Source organism: Robertkochia sediminum (genome assembly GCF_016786255.1).
In the GTDB taxonomy this organism is placed as follows: Bacteria; Bacteroidota; Bacteroidia; order Flavobacteriales; family Flavobacteriaceae; genus Robertkochia; species Robertkochia sediminum.
The window spans coordinates 1-20,660 of record NZ_JADMKT010000072.1 but is presented as its reverse complement, the minus strand read 5'-3'; the positions used below and the strand labels follow the sequence as shown (position 1 = coordinate 20,660).

Genomic DNA, 20,660 nt, shown 5'->3' with positions numbered 1-20,660 from the left:
GTGAAGAAAATGGTCTCCGAAAGCAGGATATTGAAAGGGAACTAACTGTGTCAAAATCGACGTACCAATTTCACGATAAAAATACTTTGATAACAAATTTAGATCCTTCCAAGTCGTATTGTAAGGATACTGTATTTAAAATTCTTTCTGCCGATACAATTGAAAAGAATGGTGAGCAATACCACTTTCACCCCTGGCCTAACGAGGAATAACAGTGAAATATATGATATCCCGTAAAAATGAAATGATTTTAAAAAGGGTAGTCTAAGATTTTATTTTTCATAGTGCTTAAATATTAATGTAATGATTCAAACAAACGGTTATTATGTTTCTGACTTGATAGAAAGAAAGGAATTTCACGGAGGAGGTTTGAGAGTGGAAAATTATTATGTCTTTTACGTTTTTAAAGTTGATGGGAGTTACATTGATTTCGTAAAGGATGGAGATAATCAGTTAGTTAAGGAAGAAATACAAGATAGGCTTGATAATACTAATGAACTATATAAAGTTGAAGGAAAGAGTTTGACATTAACATCAATGCGAAATACACAGTTCGAAGCTGAAGAACTCTTCAGGATAATCGATGCCAAAACAATAGCTGATAAAGAAAATGAATACCACTTCCATCCTTGGCCGGAATCAGAGCAACAATAATACTCCCTCCTTTCCAAGGAGGGGTGTCAGCGTTATGACGCTGACAGGGTGGTTATCCCATTCACTCCATCTTTTTAAAGATCATACAATGCTGAATGGGGAGGTTCTTTCGATTCTTTACCAGCTCAAAACCCGCGGCACGCATTTCTTTTACTGCCTGGGCTTCGGTCATCTTGTGTAGTCGCTTGATGGGGATGCTGCTGTCTTCTCCCCGGTATTCGATGAGGTATACCGATCCGTCAGGTTTCAGGGCTTTTCGTATGGAAGTCATCATTTCGAGGGGGAATTCGAACTCGTGGTATACATCGACCATAAGTACTTTATCGACACTATTGGGAGCGAGATTCACCGTTTGCCTCCCCCCGAGAACGGTGGTGATATTCCCATTACCGGAATGCTTGAGCTTTTCTTCTATGGCGGCCAACATCTCGGGTTGTATATCAACCGCATAAACCTTTCCGCCGGGAACTTTTTCGGCGATCTTGACCGCATGGTACCCGGAACCCGCGCCGATATCGGCTACGATATCACCGGGCTGTAGGTTCATATTAGCCAGTAATCGGGAGGTATGCTCTTCCTGTTCCCGGGAGGTACGCTCGAGCCAGCCCATACCCATATAACTCATGACCGCAGCGATCTCGCGATCCATATACCATTTACCTATCCCACTAAGGTCACCCTCTTTGTAGGTATAGATATCATTCTCCTGGGCCAGGCCCACCGCGGTGAGAGTAAACACCAGGCAAAGCAAGAGGGTACGAATACTCCATTTCATCATACATGTGTTTTAGGCATGCAGGCCGAGCAGTGGTAAGTATCGGGGCAGGGGTGCCATCAGATGCAGTAACCCAATGAAGATACGTTATTTCGCTAAATGTCAGGAGATCTATAGACGGACTAAAAGGCCAGTTCTTCAAAAACCGGCTCTTGAACCTTTTCCATATCTGTTTTGTAATCTTCAATAAAAGCGTCGATATGGGCTTTGGTCACATTGGGCATACAGATAATATGGGTCACATCTTCGGTGGCCAGCTGGTACTTCCTTTTCAGAGCTTCTGAGGTTTTTGGGAATACGACCGTGATCGCCCCCTCATTACTCCAGGCATCGACCCCGAGTTCACGAAGTTTTGTCCTGCAGTATTGTGCTACCTCAAGACTGTGTTGGTACCTCCTTCTGAGTCCTTCTGCTCCCATAGCCTTTAGGGCATACCATAAGAACAGTACGCTATGGCCGTTACGGGATCCGGTAATGGTGGTATCCAGCGAACCGATGTACGACACGCCCTTGGCGATACGGTCTCTCAGGCTGCGCTTGGTCACCAGAACACCACAGGGAATCGGCGAACCAATAAATTTATGTCCGCTTATCGAGATACTGTCGGCCCCATCCTGAAAGTCAAAGGCTTGCCTCGGTTCCATAAAGGCCCCGTACGATCCCGATAGTGCGGCATCGCAATGAATATAGTGGTCCTGGATGGCCAATTGCCTCAGAATACCTTTGATCTTCGATACATCGTCCTTGGCCTCTTTCATGGTCGTACCAAAGGTGGTAAGGATAATGGCCGGTTTATGGCGATTGAACTGCAGGGTTCTTTCGAGGTCTTCGTAATCCATCTCGCCGTTCTCCTGGGAGCGGATGACGATGCTCGGGATATTGAGCAAATGGATGTTCTTTTTCACACTGTAATGCGTAGACTCCGAATAGTACACCATCGCCTTTGGGTACAGCTCACGTGCAATATAGAGTCCGTAGAGGTTACTTTCCGATCCGCCATTGGTCACATACCCCCAGTGATCTTTCGGATTGGCGCGGAATAGCTTTGCAAAGAAGGACACCACCTCCCGTTCGAGTTCGTGGGTCTGAACCTTATAGGTGCTGTCTTCAAAAGGATCTCCCAGGTTATTGATGGGGTATTTTAAAAAGTCGTAAAGGGGCGTATAGTCAAAATCCTTCGATACGGGGTATCCCAGGAAAAGCGCACTCGCTTCCCTGATCTTCGCTTTTAGGGCATCTAAACGTTGAGGTCCTGAGGTTACCGAATGTTGTTCCATATCTCCTTTTAAACAGTGCTTAGGTTTAATTTTTGCAAATCTACGTATATGTAGAATTTGTTTCTCCTTAGGTTCTTGTTTTGGGAAATAATTCTTAAAATGCTATAAATACAGTAATTTTGCACTGATTTTAATAGAGGTGTTTTCCTCTTGCAGAAAAAAAATCTCTTATGGACCATACAGACCGGAAGATCCTGATGGAATTACAGCGATCCCGACAGAATACCAAGGAAATCGCTGCCAAGGTCGGATTGAGCGTGACCCCTACCTATGAGCGTATTAAAAAGTTAGAAAAGGAAGGTGTTATCAAAGCCTACGTTGCCTTACTGGACCGGGAGAAGATCGGCAAGCGGGTCGTTGCCTATTGCCAGGTAACCCTCCTGCAACACCAAAAGGAACTCATAAGTAAGTTCGAAGATGCGATCACACGGTTCCCGGAGATCATGGAGTGTCACCACGTTTCCGGAAATTTTGATTTTTTGCTGAAGGTGGCCGTAGGCGACATACAGGAATTCCACCAGTTTATCAATGAAAAGCTTTCTGTGATCGACGGAATTTCGAACATTCACAGTGCATTTGTTATGAATTCGGTGAAAGAGCGAACGGCTTTTGAACTATGAGCGGACTAGGCCTCCCGAAGGATCTTTTCCATTTTCCGGCCTTTGGCCAGTTCATCTACCAGCTTATCCAGGTAGCGTACCTGCCGGGTGAGGGGAGTTTCGATCTCTTCGATTCGGTAACCACAGATCATCCCTTTGATGAGTTCGGCATTGGGGTGTAATGTCGCTTCAGCAAAGAAGGTTTTAAAGGTGGCCTTTTCATCCATAAGTTCCTGCAAACGCTGCTCATCGAACCCTGTTAGCCATTCAATGACCCGGTGTAATTCTTCCTTTGTTCTTCCTTTCTTTTCAATCTTAGTGAGATAATGTGGATATACCGAGGCGAAGGTCATTTTTGCAATGCGATCGTCGTGTTTTGCTGTTGTACTCATTCGGGTTGGTTAGGTGTTTAGTCCCTGTGCTATTTCAGTGATGAGGGTAAAATACAAATTTCCTGCCTCATCACCGGATCTTTTCTAAAAGTCCTTCCAGGATCTCGTCTTTCTCATCCAGCAAATGATCTTTGATCAAGATATCCGGCATAACCCCTTCTTCTGCAGTACTGCCGTTAACACGTACGATACGCCCTTTGGAAACCCGCACTTTGATACCGGTATGGGGTAGGCTAAAGTTGTAAATAGAGGCGTACAGGGTGGGATATTCCCCGGTCTCTTCCCCTACGATGGTGGCCCATCCATAATCCTGGATCTGGGCTGCGGTTACCGTCGATTGTGAATACGACTGTCGGTTCACCAGTACATAAACCTCCCCTTTAAAGCGTTTCCCTTCCGGCTGGGGTTGTTGCTCTTCGAAGGCATAGTCGTAGATCTCCCCGTTCTTACGATTCAAAACTTCCTTCCAATAGGTCTCGGTGGTATCGTAGTGTTTGCGGGTATGGTCTTTGAGAAACTGACTTGTTTTCAGGGTAAATTCGCTGTTCCATTTAAAGGGCTTATCGGCAAAATAACTCACTATATGATCGCCAAAAGGGTCGTCGCCACCACCGTGATTTCTCAAGTCAATAATGAGTTTTTTACTGTTTTTAGCCTTCATATCGGCAAAGGCCGAATCGATGAACTTTTTGTATTTAGGCAGATCGCCCCCAAATTTCCCCGGATGGAGGTAGGCCGTGTTTCCGTAGTATTTCAAAAACCTGCTTTCATCAATGATATCCCTGCGCTTCATTTCAAAATCATCCAGTGCCTTTATGGCCTTCAGCGTATAGGACCTCACCTGATCACCATCCTTTACATCTACGGTAAACTCGTCTTGGGGACCAAAGAGCTGCCAATAGGCCCTTGGGAGGGTGAGGTATTCTATTTTGGCATTCATAAAGTAGGGGCGCTCGGCTGGGATATGTGGTGCTATGACCTCGATAATTTCGGTCATGGCCGTCCCGTTAATGCTCATGAGTTGTGCCCCGTGGGGAATGTCCTGATCGGAATGATTATTTCTGATGAGTGCCTTATTGTTTTCAAGTGCCACCTCTAAAGGAAAGAGCGTGCCGCCTCCATAGGCGTATTTGATGTATGCTTCTGTGGGAAATTCCACTTCGGTATGTCCGTTCTTTATGGCCGTGGCAAGGGGCTGTAGCAAATTGGTAGCTTCAATATAATCCAGGCTATCCTTAGTTACTGAACTTGCTATGGAGCTGTAGATGGCATCTAACTCGTCTTTGGTGGTATAGGCATAAATATTAAAGTGGGCATCTTCCAGTGCCTGATACAGGAAGTCGAGGTCTTTTAGCACCTCCTCTTTAGAAAATGTCTTTCGTTCTGATTGGGCAAAGGTGGTTAGGGTAAAACAAAGGGCCAGCAGTGGCAACAGGATGGTTTTCATGTGGTTGATGTCAATGGTTTTCTGTATGTAAACGAATTTACGAAGATCTTGTAACACCCGTCCTGAGGTTTTAACATATCAGGACTTGTAGGGAGCATCCATTCCGGGCGAAAGTTTTATGAATCCTTTAACTACTTATTCTGTTAACTTTGGAGGACCCTAACTAACTATACTACCCGATTTAATGAAGTTCGTATTTGCAAGTATTGCCCTGCTTTGCTCTTTCCTGCTTTTAGCACAGGAGGAGCATAAATCTTTTACTGTAAAATACACCCAGCAGTCTTTTAGCATCGATGGTATCCTTGATGAGGAGGCCTGGGAAACAGCAGACAGTGCGCACGACTTCATGCAGTATTTCCCAACCGATAGTGTGTTGGCCCATCAGCCAACAGATATTAAAATGCTGGTGGATGATGCCACACTCTACCTCGGAATTACCGTATACACCTCGGGAAAAGACTATGTGATCCCTTCATTGCAAAGGGATTTTCGAGCTGGTGGTAACGACAACATCAGCCTGATGTTCGATACCTTTAACGACGGTACGAACGCCTTTCTCTTCGGTATCAATCCGCTTGGTGTACGCAGGGAAGCCCTTATCTCTAACGGGGGTGGCGACCTGGGCGGATTCACCACTTCGTGGGATATCAAGTGGCAGGGCGAAACGCGTATCTACGAAGATCATTATACGGCAGAGATCGCCATACCGCTTACCTCTCTGAAGTTCAGAGATGGGGAAACCAAGTTTCGATTTAACAGCTATCGTTTTGATATGCAGGACAACGAGCAGAGTACCTGGTATCCGATTCCTCAGAATCAGCTTATCTTCAACCTGGCCTTTATGGGTGATATGGTTTTTGAAAAACCCCTTGGGCGCTCGCGAACGCCGATAGCCCTGATCCCTTATATCAACGCTCAGGCCAATAAGGATTATGTCACCGATAAAAGCATGCGCGATATGAAGGTCGGCGGCGATGCCAAGATCGCAGTGGGAGGAGGGATGAACCTCGATCTTACTTTGAATCCGGATTTTTCGAATGTAGAGGTCGATAATATCGTGGTGAACCTCAGCCGCTTTGAGATCTCCCTTCCGGAGCGCCGACAGTTCTTTATTGACAACAGCGACCTTTTTGGCACCTTTGGAGACGAACGCGATATGAATCCGTTCTTTTCCCGCCGTATCGGGATCGCTACCAATAAAGACGGGGAAACCATTGAGAACCCCATCATTGCCGGTGCCCGATTGAGTGGAAAGATCAACGAAGACTGGCGACTCGGACTCATGAACATACAAACCGAAGAAGACGTAGAGAATGAGATCGCATCGCGTAACAATACGGTGATCGCCTTGCAAAAAAAGATGTTCTCCCGCTCCAATCTTAGTTTCCTTTTTGTGAACCGGGAGACCTTTGACAGCTATGATTTTCTGGATCCGGAAGAGCGCTATAACAGGGTTGTGGGACTCGATTACAACCTTGCCTCTGAAGACAATACCTGGGTAGGAAAGTTCTTTTTGCACAAGGCCTTTGCTACGAATATCGGAGATGAAAGCTACACCGGTGGGATCAACCTGAGACACAACTCCACCAATTTCTCTTATGGGATACGGGGGAATTATGTGGGAGACGACTTCCGTTCTGACCTCGGATTTATCAGGCGTACCGATATTGTTTCGGCCCGCCCCTTTGCCGAGTATACCATCTGGAAACGCGGAGAAAAGATCAATAATTACAGTTTTCGGGTAAATCCGAACTTTATCTGGAGGCCCACCCTGGACTACCAGAATACCGACTACGCCATCTTCAGTACGTTTAATGTGGCCTTTACCAACCAGGCCGAATTTACAGCTCGACTCATCAACCGTTATACCTTTCTCACCGATCCCTTTGATCCTACGGGGACCGAAGGGGCCGAAGAGCTTCCCGGAGATGTAGGGTATTATTACAACTCCTTTCAACTTCAGTACCGTTCCGACCGTCGTAAGATCTTATCATTTGAGGTACGTCCGGACTATGGAACCTTCTATAACGGAACCCGGCTTTCCCTGCGTGGTGGCCTCAACCTCCGGTTACAGCCTAAGATGCTATTCTCTGTTGATGTGAACTATGACAGGATCGATCTTCCGGGAAATTATCCCGATGCCGATATCTGGCTTATCGTACCGCGTATGAACATCACCTTTAGCAAATCGGTATTCTGGTCGACCCTGTTCCAGTACAGCAATCAGTTGGATAACCTGGGGATCAATTCGCGACTGCAATGGCGCTTCGCCCCTTTGTCTGATCTCTTCCTGGTGTACAATGATAATTACTTTGTGAATGCCTTCGAGCCTAAGAACCGATCGATCAACCTCAAGGTGTCTTATTGGTTAAATATCTGATGGCAGGTGAGATCCCTTAATTTAGGAGTTTCTTACCATCTTTTTGATCAGCACTGCTTGTCCGAGGTGGTAGTAGCTATGGGCAATGAATCCGTCGATATTACGACGATACGTTCCGTACTCAGCCTTGACGAATGTTTGTTGCCATTGAGCTTCAATCGTTGCCCTAACTGTTGCGATAAAGGTTTCTGAATTTTTGAGAAATGAATTTTTCAGGTGCTGCCAATCGGCTTCAGAGCGCAACGGCGGCATATCGAAACTGTACTTGTCATGAATGTTTAATGGGCCGCCCCGGAAAACTTCCAATACCCCCTGCATATAATAGTTGATATGGAACACAAGCAGGGCGATGCTGTTGTTGGTATTCGGCTTATAAAGGGCCTCATCTAAAGAAAGGTCCTTGATCACTTCCTTGAAATTGGTATTGGCCACCCAAGTGCCATGGAGAAGGACTTCCCCGAGCTGTTGCGCAAGGTATTTACTTTCTTCGTTGTGTAAAGTTGCTGCCATTACTGCTGCGATGATCTTTTAGGTAGTCAATGTTGGAGATCTATGTTGGTGGGATCTTTAGGGATATTAGTTGTCGTCTTCAGTTTTACGGTAGCGTGCGGCGTTCGATCGTACCAGTAGGTAGGGTATGCCTATGGCCGAAGCGATAAAAAGCGCATAAAGAGTCATCTGACTGTTGTCCAACCACAGACCAAGGAGGTACCCCAAAACAATGATCAGCGCCATGCCAAACATGGCATTACGGAATACGGAAGCAATACCATCGATATCGTAACGTTTCTTTTGGGTTTCAGGCATGGTGTTGTAGCCTGCAATGAGGTTGTAAAACTTTCCGTATTTGACCAATACGCCAAGTACGATGTAGAGCAGAGCGACGAATAATAGTGTTTCCATCTTTCTAAGGTATTCAAAAAGATCAGTATTTCCAATTCTGGTCTTATACGTTGGTGTTCAACAGGAAGGATACCTTTCGGGGTGGGAATAAAAAAACCTGCAGTAAACTTTAGGTATAAAGTCTGCTGCAGGTTTACGATATCAAAATTCCTTAGAAAGGAAGTTCTATAGCATCAACCGGTACCTTTTAATCCGCCGGAAAGCGCATTCACCAGCAATAACAGGTTGAGCAGGATCGGTTCGCTTTCTTTTGGTTTTTCTTCTCGCATCTTACGCCATTGTGTAAGGTAGTCGATCTGGATCTCATGGAGTGTATCAAGCGCGTCGTTACGCAATTTGCTGTCTTCCATTTTAGAGACCCTACGTTTTTCGGCACTGGCTCCCATGATGGCTTCAATATTTTCCATACAGGTTTCGAAATCGGGAAGGATGAGCTCCATAAGTTCTTTGCTCACATCCTTCTTATCGACCAGCCCGGCGAATTTCTTCATGATATCCGGATCGGAATTCAAGAGATTCGATTCGATCTGGATCAGGCTGTATTTCAGGAATGGCCAGTCTTTAGCTAGGGTTTTGAACTTTTTGAAGTCTTCTGGGTGGTGTTTCTTGAATTCGTTCAATCCCGTACCTACTCCAAACCAACCACTGATATTAAATCGAGATTGGTTCCAGCTGAATACCCATGGAATGGAACGCAGGTCGTCAAGGGATCTTTGTCCGGTACGTCTTGCCGGACGCGATCCGATCTTACTTTGCTCCAGTACATCGATAGGGGTAGCCTGGGTATAGAAGTCGATGAAATTCGGGTGATCCAGTAGTTTTCTATAGGTCTTACGAGACATCTCTACTACTTCATCCATCATTTCATAAAGGTGTTCATCTTTCTCTTGTTCAGGTTCGATCATGGCCTGTCTTGCAGTACCTGCTACGAACATTTCCAGGTTATAGGTTGCCGTTAGCTTGTTGGCGAACATATTGGCAATGGTCTCCCCCTGAACGGTCATTTTCACATCGCCGCTCATAGATCCCGGTGGCATACCATCGAGGAAGCGGTGGATCTTACCACCACCACGGCTAATCGTACCACCACGACCGTGGAAGAAGCACAGCTTAACGCCCAGTTTGGCTGCTGTTTTGGTAAGGTTTTCTTCAGCCTTATAGATGTTCCAACGGCTGGTGAGAATACCACCATCCTTGTTACTGTCACTATATCCCAGCATCACCTCCTGGATGAAATTAGGTTTGGCTTCACGTTGTTTTTGAACTACCGGGTGCTTGAGGAATTCTGTAAGGATCTCCGGTCCGGCATTCAGGTCGTCGATGGTCTCCAGGAGCGGAGCTACCGGAAGATTTGCATCGAGAAGGCCAACCTCTCTCATGAAGAGGAATACCACCAGAAGGTCACTCAGGCTACGGGTCATACTTACGATCACTGTACCAATACCATCGGTTCCATAGAGGTCTACGAATTTTTTAACCTCGCTTAAATACCCAAGCACATTATCAGCTTCGAGTCCGCAAGAAGTTCCTGCTACGAGGAACGGACGGTTACTTCTTAGCTCATTATTCAGGAAGTAGAGTCTTTCTTCTTCACTCCAGCTGGCGTAATCGGAATTTTCTGCTCCCGAAGCGGCCAGGATCTGGCTTACAGCCTTTTCGTGGTAGGCACTGTTCTGGCGGATGTCCAGTTTGGTAAGGTGAAACCCGAAAGAGATAAGCATACGCTCGATAGGGAAGAGCCATTGTTTGGCTACACGCCCTGCATTAAGCGTGATCATGAGCTCACGAAGGCGCTTAAGCTCTGCCGAAAGCACGGCAGCACTTTTAAAATAACCATCTTCACCAAGGGAAGTATCGTCTGCAATGGTGCGGTCCATTCTCACGAGAAGGAGGTTCACGAATTGTCTCAGTGGCTCCGAAGGGTTACGGTCCAGCGCTTTTTGTCCGTTTTCACCGAAAAGTTCTGCTTTCGCTTTCAGCTCATTTAAGAAATCCTCAGGAATGGTAACCTGGTAACAGGAGAAGCTCAGTTTTTGAGCGAGCTTCACGAGTTCGGAACGTACCATTTCCAGGGCGGTAGAGCGGTGTAATCTAAGGGTAGAAGCTGTGAACTCAGGGGTTACGAATGGGTGACCATCACGGTCACCACCAACCCAGCTTCCGAATTGTATTTTTGGGAATTGCTCCGGCCACTCCATAAGTTCGGGAGCAAATCCCATAGTGGTCCAGGCATCTTTTAATCGTTTATCGGTGAGACGTACGGCCTCAGGGAATGCATTTCTGAAGTAGTGCATCAGGTTGTTGCGCTCGTCTTCCAGACGTGGCTTTTGCAGGTAGATCTCCCCGGTACGCCACCAGCGCTCCATAAGGGTGATCATCTCTTGCTTGAGCGATTGTTGCTCGGCAGTAGACCAGTTCGGATTTTCACGTTTCACCAACATCAGGTAGAGCTCCCTGTGTATATCGAGAACGGTAAGTCTCTTGGCTTCTGTTGGGTGAGCCGTCAATACAGGTACAACATTGATCTCTCTGAATTTAGCGGCGATAGCCTTCTCATCTTTCCCTTCCTGTTTCCATTGGTGGAGGGTTTCTCCCCAGGATCCCCTGGTAGACTCGATCCCGAATTGGGTCTCGGCCTTACGGCGGTACTGGGTAGCGGCATTCTCTTCCGCAAGATTTAGTAGCTCAAAACAGATTCCTATGGCCTGGGTGAGCTTTTCATTCGAATAGCTTTGGTTTGCAGCAGTTGCTCCATCATCAAAAGGTAGCCTCTTAGCAAGGTCGCCCTCACCAATAGACTCCAACATTTCCTTGAAAGAAGACACCAGGTACTGGAAATCGTCTTTGATCTTTTCAAGGCCTTCGTATTGAAGTGATTCTTTTGTCATTACGATTGGATTATTGAATAGTTATACGCATTCCTGAATTGTTTTATGGTGAAAACACTTTCATATATATTAGGTTGTGTAAGAAAGGGCTGGTACGTTATTTCTTTCCGCAAGGTTTCAGCTCTAAGCATAGCGAATTTGATCTTATGCCGGAAAGGCGTATTTACACCTAAAAGGAAGCCGGCTCAGGATACCGGTTTCTGGGATTAAAATTACAAAAAAGCGAATAGTACACCGCATTAATAGACTAATAATTGGAGCCTAAAAACGGCATTATTACCTCATAATCAAACGAAAACGTTGTAGTCTACCCGTCTTTACGAGCGATATAGAAGCCGTAACTATAAAAGTCTTTAAACTCATTATACAGCGCGATCTCCCTGCGGTTTTCATCTACGACCTCTCGGGCTGCCTCAGCGTGATCGTTGCGCTCAAGGTAGTCATCAAACCGCGCTTCCATCGGTGCGTAGTAGGAATCATTCCAGCTTTCGGGTGGGAGGTAGAAGTATCCTGCCAGGGTATATCCGTTATCTTCCAGTTGTTTGATCTTTTTTGAAGCCCTGCTTATTTCCGGGTACTCTGTGTTCCAGAAATCATCTATGGCCTTAGGGCGGTTTTCGGTGATCCAGGTGATCTCACTCACGGCCAGGAAGCCTCCCGGTTTCAGTAATTTATGCCACTGTCGAATCCCTTTTTCAAAGCCGATGTTATAAATAGCCCCTTCAGACCAGATCAGATCGAACTCTTCTTTCGCAAAGGGCATCGTGGTCATCGACGCCTGAACCGTTTTTATGCGATTTTCCAGGCCTTCTGCTTTGACTTTTTCATCTAATTCTTCCAGAAATTCAGGAAAAAGGTCTACCGCTTTTATGATCCCATCGGTATGTTTCGCCAATGTCAGCGTTTGACCACCGGAACCGCACCCAATATCGGCTATCACCATGGGGCGGTCTTTGGGAGGGGTTACAAAACTTAAGGCTTTCAGGGTGTCTGCTTCGCTTCCGGGGCCCTGTCTTTCTGAATTTCTGTGCAGGTCGATGATATACTCAAACTCGGTCATTGGATTGAAATTTAAAAGCAGGCCGTATGGGTGGCGGACCTGAAATTAGGTCATACCCGCGAGAGTCCGCCAACTTTTTCGTTGAGCAGTTTAGCAAAAAGGTAAACGGATCCCTGTGTGATCAGGGTTTGCCATGCAGCGCAATGCATTCCCTGAAGGCTTCCGGCGCATCGACGCATAGGGCCAGGCGCTTGCACCTCCTGCGCATACCGTAGAGTGTGCTCACGGTTTGGTCCTCTTTAAAATGCAGGATCACATTATGGGGTTCCAGGGTTCCCAGGGGAGAGAGTTTGCGGGTACCGTTAGCGGTGTCGATATCCCGGGAGGTTAGTTCCACCCGGTCGATCGCTTCCATGGGGATCACCGCTTCGGCCATAATACTATACCTAAGATACAGGGTGTCTTTTTCCAAACTTATGGGGCGCTTGGACATGGCCCTCATAAATCCGAAAAGCTGAAGTCCGGAATAGATACTGAGTCCGGTAAGGATGTTGGCAGCAATGATGCTCCACGAAGCCAGCAAATGATGCAGGGTTACGGTTTCTACAGCAACGAGCATGATGATGCCTGCCAGGATCGTTGGTGTACCACTATCCCGGTGGTAACTAAATTCATTTTTTGTAAGGGGCCTTGACTTCCAGTTCAGGAAGCCATAGTAAAATACGGCGATCTCTGTAGCCACCGGCATGACCACCGCGGAAGGTAGCATTTTAGTACAAGTAGTTTTAAGGGTGTTGTAAAAGTCGAAAGAATGCACACTTTCTTCTTTAAATACATCCACGGCCTTTTTGATCTTCAGGCCTATGTAGGTAAGAAAGCCTAGTTCGGCAACCGGTAATCCCCAGGTTTTGAAAAGGGACAGAACCCCCTGGTGTTCCGAAGGAAGAATGTTGGAGCCCACAAGGGAGCATAGGATCAGCACCGGAACCACCGTGATCTGCGGAATGTTAGTCTTTCTGATCATAGCCCAATAGAGTAAAGGCACGGTAACGATCAGATCGAAAGTGATCCCGTAAGAAAGTATTTGAGGGTTGGTTTGGAAGGCTGAAGTACGGGTGATGAAGACCAGCAATACAACAAGCAGGAACACTATGACAAAAAAAGCCAGGGGTACAACAGGAGAAAGCACCTTCTTCATACGCGGTGGTGTTGGTGGTTTGGCATATAGGTCTTTGCTACAGGCAGATTGTTACAGAAACTTCCCGGTAAATGGGGAGGTAAATTTTTCAGAACGCCCCCTCAAGCGCAGAAGGTAGTCTAAAAAGAAAAGCACCTCTGCAGAGGTGCTTTTGTATGGGGATCGGCCAGGTAAGTGATCCGATCTGTATGTGATGTAAGGATCCTTATTCTGCCGGTACCGGGAATCCGCGATCTCTCATGAGCGCATCGATCTTGGCATCTCTGCCTCTAAACATGCGATAGGCTTCTGCAGGGTCGATAGCGTTTCGTGGCGCGAACAGGTATTTTACGAGCTTTTCGGCTAAGGCCTCATCGTAGAATCCGCCCGGAGCTTCAGCAAAAGCTTCAGAAGCGTCTGAGGTGAGTACGTCTGCCCACATATATCCGTAGTAGGCAGTAGCATAGCCTTCTCCCGAGAATACGTGAGAGAAGTGCGGCGTACGGTGACGCATAGGTAATTCCTCAGGCATGTTCATAGCTGCCAGGGTTTCTTTCTCGAAGGCCTTAACATCAATATTCTCAGGATCGGCAAGGTGGAGTTTCATATCCATCAGGGCAGAGGCCAGGTATTCTGTAGTGGCAAATCCCTGGTTAAAGGTCGCTGCATTCTTGATCTTTTCCACCAAGGTCGCCGGCATAGGCTCCCCGGTTTCCTGGTGAACGAGGTAGGTGTTGATCACCTCGTCGGTAGACAACCAGCGTTCCAGGAGTTGCGACTGGAATTCGGTATAATCTCTTACTCCGCTATTGAGTGAAGGGTATTTTACATTCGAAGAGAAAAAGTGCAGGGCGTGACCAAATTCATGGAAGAAGGTCGTGGCATCGTCCCATGAAACCAACAGGGCTTCACCCGGTGCCGGTTTTACGAAGTTCGAATTGTTTGAGGCCAGGACGGTCTCTTTCCCGTCAAAAGTGCTGTGACTTCTGTACATGGTAGCCCATGCTCCGGAACGTTTTCCTTGTCTTGCATACGGATCCAGGTACCAGAGTCCGATATGCTCCCCGGAGGTCTTATCGGTAACGTCCCAAACCTTAACATCTTCGTGGAATACAGGAACACTGCCTTCTGGTACCGGAGTGAAATCGTAATTAAATAAACGTCCGGCAACATAGTGCATGGCTTCGGTAAGCTTGTCGAGCTGCAGGTATTGTTTTACCTCGTCAGAATTAAGGTCGTATTTAGCCTTTCTTACCTTTTCGGCATAGAAGCGGTAGTCCCATGGAGCAATAGTGATATCGGCTCCTTCGGCATCGGCAATGGCTTGCATATCTTCTACTTCCTCGGCTACTCTGGCAATGGCTGCAGGCCAAACGGCCTCCATAAGTCCGAGGGCATTCTCAGGAGTTTTAGCCATACGGTCCTGTAAACGCCATTGAGCATAGTTGTCATACCCTAACAGGCCAACACGCTCTTTACGCAGTTTCAGGATCTCGGCAATGATCTTATTATTGTCGTACTCATCTCCGTTATCTCCACGGGAATAATAATTTCTCCATACCTGCTCTCTCAGTGCTCTTTCGGTAGAGAAGGTGAGGAAGGGATCCATAGACGAGCGGGTATTGGTAATGGCATATTTACCTTCCTGTCCTTTGTCGGCAGCGGTTCTGGCAGCAGCCTTTACAAAGTCTTCAGGCAATCCGCCCAACTGATCTTCGGTAAGGAAGGTCACGTAGTTCTCTTCATCGTGCAATACGTTATTGGCGAATTTGGTGTAAAGCGAGGAGAGTTCTTTGTTTATCGCGGCATAGCGCTCTTTCTTTTCAGCGTCAAGCTCGGCCCCGTTCATAGCAAACTGCAGGTAGGTGAGTTCGGCTACCCTTTGTTGTTCTGCGGGAAGCGGATTTTCCTGAGAGGCCTCATAAACGGCTTTGATGCGTCCGAACAGTTTTTCGTTCTGGGTGATCTTTGACTGGTATTCTGAGAATACAGGCGCCAGTTCGGCCTGTATCTTACGGAATTCCGGAGACGACATATTGCTGCTCAGGATCCCGTAGTAGGATGAGGCTCGGTTTAACTCCTCCCCGGCGCGCTCCATGGCTTCGAGGGTATTTTCGAAGGTCGGTTCCTCGGGGTTATTGGCAATAGCCTCATAGTCGGCCAGGGCCAGATCTATGGCTTCTAGCATTCCCGGTTTTACCGCTTCCAGGGTGACCTGATCGAATGCCGGAACACCGCCATAAGGGCCGGTCCATTCTTTTAATAATATGTTGTCTGCCACAGGGGCTGCTTCTTCCTGTTGCTTGCAGCTGGTAGTGCTTACCACAAGGCCTAACAGGATTAATGATAATTTTTGGAGACGTCGTGTCATGATGTAGAATTTAGTGGACTCAGGCAGCCTGAACCCGGTTGTATTTTCGAGGTCTAATTTAAGAAATTAAAAGGGATAAGTAAGGGGATTACTACCTGTATTGCTAGCGGACTCCCCCCGGTGTCGTCACATACGATAAGGTGATCCTGCTAGTGTGGGGTAGGGAATGGTGTTGAAGATCAGCACGGTAACTAAGTGGTGCGCGGATATCTGCCACAGGTTGAGCCCCAATGGTTAGCGCCATAGGGGGATCGATCGCTGTGAACTTAGCAATAATTACCTCGAAAGGGGGGGGGAAAGGCTCCGGAAAGGGTAGTGGCTGTTATTTAGATAAAAGCTTTACGATCCAAAGGATCAGGTACAGTCCGATTCCGAATCCGAAGAATAAGACCGAAACGACAAAGGCCACGCGAATAATGGATACATCCCAGCCGAGTTTGGTGCTGAGCCATTGAGAAACTCCTAAGATCATAGTTGTTGGTTTTTAGTTGGATGTTCAAGTTAGGAAATTTATGGGGAATTTGGGGAGTTAGTAGGGAGTAGTTAGTGGGGAGTGGGGAGTAGGGAGTAGGGAGTAGGGAGTAGGGAGTAGGGAGTAGGGAGTAGGGAGAAGGGAATGGGGGTAGGAATTATTTTAGCTTACGGCTTACCGCTCACAACCTACAGCCTAATCCTCCATACGTTTCAGGGTCGCGCGCTGCTTTTCGCCTCTATCGTCGATCCACTCCAGGTAGATGGTTGCTCCGGCCTTATGGATCACATAGCGACAAAAATCGGCTTCAGTTTCAAGGGGTATATCATCGATCTTCAGCACCTTTTGCCAGGGGCGTACTCCCTTGTTATAGGCATCAGAATGTTCGGTGACCGCCTGTACATGGATGCCTTGTTGTTCATTATACCCCAAACGGAACCCCGCAGGTTTTTGCGGTGATGGTCCTTCAACTCGGGGTTCAAGGTGCAGTTGGTGTTGGTTCCAGTCGATGTGCACTTTATATCGCGATAGGATACCATTCCCAATGGAGGTGGTCGGACCTGTACGTACCATCACTTCCTTGTTCGTTAAGGTTCCTAACCGAACCGAATCAGACCAGGTGATCTCCCGGTTAAGGGGCACCGCATGGCCAACGATCCCACTTTGGTTAAAGCCTCTTTCCGAAAAGGTGGTAGTAATGATATTCCTTTCTTTCAGGGTGTTAAATATTTTGGGTTGCAGCGACAGCGAACCATTCGATCCATAATCAACCAAGACGTTATTAATGGTGGCATTACCCACCGGTAAGGGGATGAACATATTGTATTGGCTGTCGGTGATAAAGGGAACTGTTGTGGAGCCCGCCCTTTGGGGCGTATCATGAAAGGAGTAGAGGTGTACGCTCTTGTTTTCCCTGTCTATGGTCCAGTTACACTGCCGGATGAGATTCCCACCGATGATCCCGTCGACGTCCAGGCATTTCAATACCGGATTCTCCCTAAAATCACCTACAAAGGCAGCGTGCCCCGTAAAGGTGACATTCCCAATGCTCATCGCATCTACCTTTACCCAGCTTACCGACTTTTTATTATCGTCACTGTCAACGATATTTCCCTTGCTTACCTCTTTAAATCCATAGGTACTTTGCAATTCTTCAGAAATACTCAGGGGAGCTCCTGTGTCAAAGAGAAAGCGGTAGGTTTTACCCTGTATGCTCACCGGGATAAAGATAAGATCCCGTTGGGTGGTTATTTGCACTGATTCCGCGAATCTTTCCTGATCGACCTGTCCGTATTGCACGGCTTTGGTCCAGGGCACCCCACACCCTGTTAGCATCATTAACGACCCGGCCATTAGAATGATAGCCATTGTTTTTACTTTGGTGTAAGCAGCAGAGGAAGGATTCATCTTATTCAAGTTTTACTTAGGCAAATCTATAAGATTTTTCGGGTACTCTTGATCTTGACCTCAAACAGCCTTAACAGGCTTTTTGCTGAAGTGGCTTTTCAGCCTGGACCCTCCCAGCATAGCTATGAACCACCAGCTTGCAGAGGTTGATATGCCCTTGAGGAGTGTAAATACACTTGCTGCCTTTATCAAACCCGTAGAAGCATGATCAGGATCGGTGATCATTCGGGCAATAAGCAGGTTTTCACTATAATCGAATGCCATGGCCATAAAAGGCAGGTAAATACCAACCCGAACCAGGGAAGCGTTCCATCCTTTTACAGGGCCCGCTAACCTTAATATCACCTTTCTCCCGGTTGGCAGCGGAGATAGCAAGTGGTAGATAGCGTTTCGATGCATAAGAGAGTGTTGTATTTCGAAAAGTGTTTTTATTATTTAAGCCACTGTTTTTCAAAAGATTATAAAAATCATGTAGTAATTTTCACTAAATTTAGTCATTATTACCATGTAATTTGGTGATAAGGAGGTAAAGATACGTATTAGTAATCCTCTATGGTATTCGGGCATACCGCACTTTACATCTTCTCCATTCCAGATCTCCGATTACTACCTGCGTTGCACGATTTGCGCCCTTTTTATTCTTAATAACCTGACCAAAACGAATTTTATGATCGCCAATACGGCGAACCTAAACTAAAACCTGATACAATGAATTATAAAGGCGTATTGTTTTTATTCCTGGGTTTACTGACTTCTGTTGGTATATTTTCCCAGGAAGATAATTTCCTGACCCTTCACAGTTCCGATAATTTCAAGATCCAGGGTTACCTGCAACTTGGGGGTAATGCCGTGGCCGAAACCAATTTATTCTGGAACCTGGCCGATGTACCCGATTTCGATTACGATTCTGATACCCAATGGTTCTAAAGTTATGTGAAGCCGGGCATTGGATTCTCCCTTTCGTCCGGTAAGTCGAAGTTTTACGGACGCTTATCGGCCGTAGCTTCTTCCACCCTGGGTACCGATGCCTTTGCGGCCCGTAATACCGGTAGGGTGACTTTAGAAGAAGCTCATGTGGGGTATTGGTTTGATCTGGATAATAATTCATCGTTGGATGTATCGGTAGGGGCCCGGGAATTAAAACTGGGAACGGGGATGTTCATTGCCAACGGGGGGATCAGCGGATTTGAACGTGGGGCCTTGAAGTTCGGGCCGCGTAAGGCCTGGGAATGGTCGGCCATAGGGCATTACAAGAAGAATGATTTTAATGCCCGCGGATTCTGGATCAATCCTAACGAATTACCCTCGAATAATACCAGTAACGAACTGGCCGGTATTGATGTGAATCTGTGGAAGTCGGCCAGCACCTTTGTGGGGCTTACCTATATTAATGTCTTGAATTCTGAAGCACCCTATCCCCAGGCAGGCCCCGGGGGAGAGGGGGCACCGGTGATCACGCCTGGAGCCAGGGACGGACTCCAAGCTAAAAGTTTTTATGGGAAGAGTTACCCCTTAAAAAGCCTGCCCAACCTTTTTACCGCGTTGGATTGGGCATACGAGTGGAATAGCAGGATCGATATGAATGCCTGGGGAGGCCGTATACAAATAGGGTATGATATTACCGGGCATCCCTGGAAGCCCATGGTCATGGTCTCTTATCACGGGTTCTCCGGTGACGATCCGAATACGACCAAGCAAGAGCGTTTTGACCCCTTGTATTGGGAAGGGAATCCCAATTCCTGGACCACAGGGTCTAAATCATCCATGGTGTTTATCAATTCGAACGTAGAAGCGTATGCGTTTACAGCGCGGGCCAAGCCTACCGAAAAAGATGCCTTTACCCTGCGTTATGCCCATGTCAGAGCTATGGAGTTAAAAAGTCCGGTGCAGTTCGGACAGGCGGCGCGGGTAGAGTTTTCTGAGGATGGTATCCCAACCGTAGTTACCGGGGTGAATAAACGGTCACTCGCCGAAGATTTCTTCCTCGAGTACTTTCAAGAATTCAATTCACATCAAAAACCCCGTAAAACACCAGTGTTTACGGGGTTTTTCTTTTTCTTACCTCCAATTGATATCAATTAAATTCAACCTAAAAGGGTGCAATTCGGTGGCACTGGTCTCCGGCGCCAAAAAAGTGCGCCCGAATGCGCTCAACCCCTGTAAAACCTAGGCACTCCCACTTTTTTATAACGTAGTTTTCAGCTATATTTAAGTGTAATTCGGGCGCACAAAATGCAGGATCTTCTATCCATATTGTTCTACATCAGAAAAAGCAGGAATAAAAATGCTACTAAGGCTACGGTCTATTTACGCATTACGTATAGTGGAAAACGCGCCGAAGCGAGCACCTTCTTAAGTGTTCCGCTCGGTAAGTGGAATGCAAAAGCCAATAAGGTGATGGGACATTCAGCAGAGGCAAAGCGCGTCAACCATCATTTGGACATCCTCAGAAAACACGTTTTCCGGGCCTATCAGGAACTACTGGACCAGGAAGAAGAGATTAGCGCGATCAGGATCAGAAACAGGCTTGTAGGCCTGGAGGAAAGCCGACATAACATTCTTGAGGTATTCGAAACCCACAATCAAAAGATGGAGCAATTGGTGGGCAAAGACTTTTCCTTTCGCACCCTTCAGCGCTACAAGACCACGAAAAGCCATCTTACCGAATTCATCAAAGCGGAATACAACCTGGAAGACATGAGTGTAAAGCGTGTCGAATTGACTTTCATCAATGCCTTTATCTACTTCTTAAAAACTGAAAAGGATCTTGCACATAACTCGGCCATGAAATACCTGGCGTATTTCAAGAAGATCGTAAGGATATGCTATGCCAACGGTTGGATCGACCAGGATCCCTTTTACAACTTTAAGGTGAGGCTTCAACAAAAGGAAAGGGAGTTCTTAACCCGTAAAGAACT

General features: G+C 46.8%; 19 protein-coding genes. 6 read left to right on the top strand and 13 right to left on the bottom strand.

The genetic code is table 11. From position 1 onward, the window contains the following. The first annotated feature begins 303 nt into the window (after positions 1-303). Complete coding sequence (locus IS446_RS05540; protein ID WP_203059019.1) at positions 304-654, top strand: hypothetical protein; 351 nt, start codon at positions 304-306, stop codon at positions 652-654. Positions 655-715: 61 nt separating this feature from the next. Here IS446_RS05540 and IS446_RS05535 read toward each other — a convergent pair whose 3' ends face one another. Together IS446_RS05535 and IS446_RS05530 are read right to left on the bottom strand one after the other, a co-directional pair. After that, complete coding sequence (locus IS446_RS05535) at positions 716-1,432, bottom strand: class I SAM-dependent methyltransferase (RefSeq protein ID WP_203059018.1); 717 nt, start codon at positions 1,430-1,432, stop codon at positions 716-718. Positions 1,433-1,551: 119 nt separating this feature from the next. Further along, entirely contained in the window at positions 1,552-2,706 is a 1,155-nt protein-coding gene (locus IS446_RS05530) for a histidine decarboxylase (RefSeq protein ID WP_203059017.1), read from the bottom strand. Between the two features lie 170 nt (positions 2,707-2,876). On the opposite strand from IS446_RS05530, the gene IS446_RS05525 reads away from it, so the two are divergent. After that, positions 2,877-3,326, top strand: a complete 450-nt coding sequence (locus tag IS446_RS05525; protein ID WP_203059016.1) for an Lrp/AsnC family transcriptional regulator — start codon at positions 2,877-2,879, stop codon at positions 3,324-3,326. A gap of 5 nt (positions 3,327-3,331) precedes the next feature. Here IS446_RS05525 and IS446_RS05520 read toward each other — a convergent pair whose 3' ends face one another. Continuing rightward, a complete protein-coding gene (locus tag IS446_RS05520; protein ID WP_203059015.1) occupies positions 3,332-3,697 on the bottom strand; it encodes a DUF2200 domain-containing protein in 366 nt (121 codons plus the stop codon). A gap of 70 nt (positions 3,698-3,767) precedes the next feature. Further along, positions 3,768-5,201 carry a S41 family peptidase gene (locus IS446_RS05515; protein ID WP_317192172.1) on the bottom strand — a complete coding sequence of 478 codons (1,434 nt, stop codon included), beginning with the start codon at positions 5,199-5,201 and terminating at the stop codon, positions 3,768-3,770. Between the two features lie 127 nt (positions 5,202-5,328). On the opposite strand from IS446_RS05515, the gene IS446_RS05510 reads away from it, so the two are divergent. Continuing rightward, positions 5,329-7,524 (top strand): DUF5916 domain-containing protein, encoded by a 2,196-nt coding sequence (locus tag IS446_RS05510; protein ID WP_203059014.1) that lies wholly within the window; start codon positions 5,329-5,331, stop codon positions 7,522-7,524. A gap of 21 nt (positions 7,525-7,545) precedes the next feature. On the opposite strand, the gene IS446_RS05505 is transcribed toward IS446_RS05510, so the two are convergent. From IS446_RS05505 to IS446_RS05465, 9 genes are all read right to left on the bottom strand, one after another. Continuing rightward, the gene (locus IS446_RS05505) at positions 7,546-8,034 is read right to left on the bottom strand and encodes a DinB family protein (protein WP_203059013.1); all 489 of its coding nucleotides are present in this window, start codon (positions 8,032-8,034) and stop codon (positions 7,546-7,548) included. 66 nt (positions 8,035-8,100) lie between these two features. After that, positions 8,101-8,427, bottom strand: a complete 327-nt coding sequence (locus IS446_RS05500) for a DUF3784 domain-containing protein (protein ID WP_203059012.1) — start codon at positions 8,425-8,427, stop codon at positions 8,101-8,103. A 173-nt stretch (positions 8,428-8,600) separates the two neighbouring features. Then, a complete protein-coding gene (locus tag IS446_RS05495; protein ID WP_203059011.1) occupies positions 8,601-11,315 on the bottom strand; it encodes a phosphoenolpyruvate carboxylase in 2,715 nt (904 codons plus the stop codon). A gap of 307 nt (positions 11,316-11,622) precedes the next feature. Beyond that, positions 11,623-12,375, bottom strand: coding sequence for a class I SAM-dependent methyltransferase (locus IS446_RS05490; protein WP_203059010.1), 753 nt, complete (start codon positions 12,373-12,375; stop codon positions 11,623-11,625). A gap of 121 nt (positions 12,376-12,496) precedes the next feature. After that, the gene (locus tag IS446_RS05485; protein ID WP_203059009.1) at positions 12,497-13,513 is read right to left on the bottom strand and encodes a hypothetical protein; all 1,017 of its coding nucleotides are present in this window, start codon (positions 13,511-13,513) and stop codon (positions 12,497-12,499) included. A gap of 205 nt (positions 13,514-13,718) precedes the next feature. Then, positions 13,719-15,863, bottom strand: a complete 2,145-nt coding sequence (locus IS446_RS05480) for a M3 family metallopeptidase (RefSeq protein WP_203059008.1) — start codon at positions 15,861-15,863, stop codon at positions 13,719-13,721. Positions 15,864-16,185: 322 nt separating this feature from the next. Continuing rightward, on the bottom strand, positions 16,186-16,335 hold the full coding sequence (locus IS446_RS05475) for a PspC domain-containing protein (RefSeq protein WP_203059007.1): 150 nt from the start codon (positions 16,333-16,335) through the stop codon (positions 16,186-16,188). Positions 16,336-16,530: 195 nt separating this feature from the next. Further along, positions 16,531-17,742, bottom strand: coding sequence for a retropepsin-like aspartic protease (locus IS446_RS05470; protein ID WP_203059006.1), 1,212 nt, complete (start codon positions 17,740-17,742; stop codon positions 16,531-16,533). A 60-nt stretch (positions 17,743-17,802) separates the two neighbouring features. Continuing rightward, positions 17,803-18,141, bottom strand: a complete 339-nt coding sequence (locus IS446_RS05465) for a hypothetical protein (protein WP_203059005.1) — start codon at positions 18,139-18,141, stop codon at positions 17,803-17,805. A gap of 309 nt (positions 18,142-18,450) precedes the next feature. Between IS446_RS05465 and IS446_RS05460 the strand changes: the two genes are divergently transcribed. From IS446_RS05460 to IS446_RS05450, 3 genes are all read left to right on the top strand, one after another. Next, a complete protein-coding gene (locus tag IS446_RS05460; protein ID WP_203059004.1) occupies positions 18,451-18,669 on the top strand; it encodes a hypothetical protein in 219 nt (72 codons plus the stop codon). 6 nt (positions 18,670-18,675) lie between these two features. Continuing rightward, positions 18,676-19,824, top strand: a complete 1,149-nt coding sequence (locus IS446_RS05455) for an alginate export family protein (RefSeq protein ID WP_203059003.1) — start codon at positions 18,676-18,678, stop codon at positions 19,822-19,824. Between the two features lie 150 nt (positions 19,825-19,974). After that, positions 19,975-20,660, top strand: a 686-nt coding sequence (locus IS446_RS05450) for a phage integrase SAM-like domain and Arm DNA-binding domain-containing protein (RefSeq protein ID WP_203059002.1), incomplete at its 3' end; no start/stop codon positions are given.

What these genes read in the sequence shown, in the direction of transcription:
- IS446_RS05540 (WP_203059019.1), top strand. Translation starts at nt 304, where the DNA reads ATGATTCAAACAAACGGTTATTATGTTTCTGACTTGATAGAAAGAAAG.
- IS446_RS05535 (WP_203059018.1), bottom strand. Translation starts at nt 1,432, where the DNA reads ATGATGAAATGGAGTATTCGTACCCTCTTGCTTTGCCTGGTGTTTACT.
- IS446_RS05530 (WP_203059017.1), bottom strand. Translation starts at nt 2,706, where the DNA reads ATGGAACAACATTCGGTAACCTCAGGACCTCAACGTTTAGATGCCCTA.
- IS446_RS05525 (WP_203059016.1), top strand. Translation starts at nt 2,877, where the DNA reads ATGGACCATACAGACCGGAAGATCCTGATGGAATTACAGCGATCCCGA.
- IS446_RS05520 (WP_203059015.1), bottom strand. Translation starts at nt 3,697, where the DNA reads ATGAGTACAACAGCAAAACACGACGATCGCATTGCAAAAATGACCTTC.
- IS446_RS05510 (WP_203059014.1), top strand. Translation starts at nt 5,329, where the DNA reads ATGAAGTTCGTATTTGCAAGTATTGCCCTGCTTTGCTCTTTCCTGCTT.
- IS446_RS05505 (WP_203059013.1), bottom strand. Translation starts at nt 8,034, where the DNA reads ATGGCAGCAACTTTACACAACGAAGAAAGTAAATACCTTGCGCAACAG.
- IS446_RS05500 (WP_203059012.1), bottom strand. Translation starts at nt 8,427, where the DNA reads ATGGAAACACTATTATTCGTCGCTCTGCTCTACATCGTACTTGGCGTA.
- IS446_RS05495 (WP_203059011.1), bottom strand. Translation starts at nt 11,315, where the DNA reads ATGACAAAAGAATCACTTCAATACGAAGGCCTTGAAAAGATCAAAGAC.
- IS446_RS05490 (WP_203059010.1), bottom strand. Translation starts at nt 12,375, where the DNA reads ATGACCGAGTTTGAGTATATCATCGACCTGCACAGAAATTCAGAAAGA.
- IS446_RS05485 (WP_203059009.1), bottom strand. Translation starts at nt 13,513, where the DNA reads ATGAAGAAGGTGCTTTCTCCTGTTGTACCCCTGGCTTTTTTTGTCATA.
- IS446_RS05480 (WP_203059008.1), bottom strand. Translation starts at nt 15,863, where the DNA reads ATGACACGACGTCTCCAAAAATTATCATTAATCCTGTTAGGCCTTGTG.
- IS446_RS05475 (WP_203059007.1), bottom strand. Translation starts at nt 16,335, where the DNA reads ATGATCTTAGGAGTTTCTCAATGGCTCAGCACCAAACTCGGCTGGGAT.
- IS446_RS05470 (WP_203059006.1), bottom strand. Translation starts at nt 17,742, where the DNA reads ATGAATCCTTCCTCTGCTGCTTACACCAAAGTAAAAACAATGGCTATC.
- IS446_RS05465 (WP_203059005.1), bottom strand. Translation starts at nt 18,141, where the DNA reads ATGCATCGAAACGCTATCTACCACTTGCTATCTCCGCTGCCAACCGGG.
- IS446_RS05460 (WP_203059004.1), top strand. Translation starts at nt 18,451, where the DNA reads ATGAATTATAAAGGCGTATTGTTTTTATTCCTGGGTTTACTGACTTCT.